The 1087-nt window shown below is 44.9% G+C and carries 2 protein-coding genes; both read left to right on the plus strand.

All coding sequences use genetic code 11. The annotated features are described in order from the left end of the window. Positions 1 to 34 precede the first annotated feature (34 nt). Positions 35 to 520 carry a winged helix-turn-helix domain-containing protein gene (locus ACT3QP_RS14855; RefSeq protein ID WP_192521011.1) on the plus strand — a complete coding sequence of 162 codons (486 nt, stop codon included), beginning with the start codon at positions 35 to 37 and terminating at the stop codon, positions 518 to 520. A gap of 44 nt (positions 521 to 564) precedes the next feature. Beyond that, positions 565 to 1071, plus strand: coding sequence for an IS630 family transposase (locus ACT3QP_RS14860; RefSeq protein ID WP_192992684.1), 507 nt, complete (start codon positions 565 to 567; stop codon positions 1069 to 1071). Positions 1072 to 1087: the final 16 nt, after the last annotated feature.

The raw sequence follows: 1087 nt of genomic DNA on the forward strand, positions 1-1087 counted from the left end.
ATACCAAACCCAAAATATATAGTATAATCCGCTTATGACTATACCAATACATAACCTAGAAGACCATGACTTTGGCAAACACTCAAAGACTGAGCGCAATCCCAGAGCCCGACTACGCCTGCTCATCTTACACCAATATAGTATAGGCAAAGCCACCAACGATATTGCCAAAGACCTCTGCATACATCCTGAAACTGCCAGACGGACATTGAAGCGATATTATGAACGAGGACTTGAGAGTCTCTATGATCGTCATCGTCGAGGTCGTCACAGCAAATTGGCAGAAGCAGACACAGCCGCTTTTAAAGCCATGATAGTCTCTGAACAAGAAAAGCGCGCTGGCGGTCGTCTAACCGGCAAAGACATTCAGCAATTGGCTAAAGAACACTACAACGCTCACTACACCGTTAACGGTATCTACGAGCTACTCAAGCGTATTGATATGAGTTGGATAAGTGCTCGTAGTCAGCATCCAAAAGCCGACCCACAAGCTCAAGACGCTTTTAAAAAAACTTTATAGCACAGGTTAAGGCGTCACTGCCTACTGATGTGAGCCTAGATCAAGTGGACATCTGGTTTCAAGATGAAACTCGAATAGGACAACAAGGCTCATTGACCAGAGTTTGGCATTACCGCGGTGGGCGACCTCGACTGATCAAGCAGCAACAGTTTCATTCCGCTTATCTGTTTGGTGCCTTTTGTCCAGCGACAAAGAAGGCTGTCGGCTTAGTACTGCCTTTCGTTAATAAACACACCATGTTATTGCATATGCAAGAGATTAGTAAAGCCGTTCCAAAAGGACGTCATGCGGTGGTGGTGATGGATGGCGCATTATGGCATCAACCAAGCTTGAATCAGGCTAATGTCACTATGCTTAAACTACCGCCTTATTCACCTGAGCTCAATCCCTCTGAGAGAGTATGGCAGTACCTTAAGCAAAATGAGTTATCCAATCGTTGTTATGACAGTTATGAGGCTATTGTTGATGCCGCTTGCTTGGCTTGGAATAATTTGCTTAAACAGCCACAAAGAATTCGGTCGTTAACTGCTCGTGCTTGGGCGCAACTTTAATTGTTGGGTTTGGTAT

This window comes from Psychrobacter sp. AOP7-B1-24, from assembly GCF_052376215.1.
In the GTDB taxonomy this organism is placed as follows: Bacteria; Pseudomonadota; Gammaproteobacteria; order Pseudomonadales; family Moraxellaceae; genus Psychrobacter.

Bases quoted from the DNA above. Each gene is read 5' to 3' on its own strand.
- ACT3QP_RS14855 (WP_192521011.1), top strand. From the start codon at position 35: ATGACTATACCAATACATAACCTAGAAGACCATGACTTTGGCAAACAC.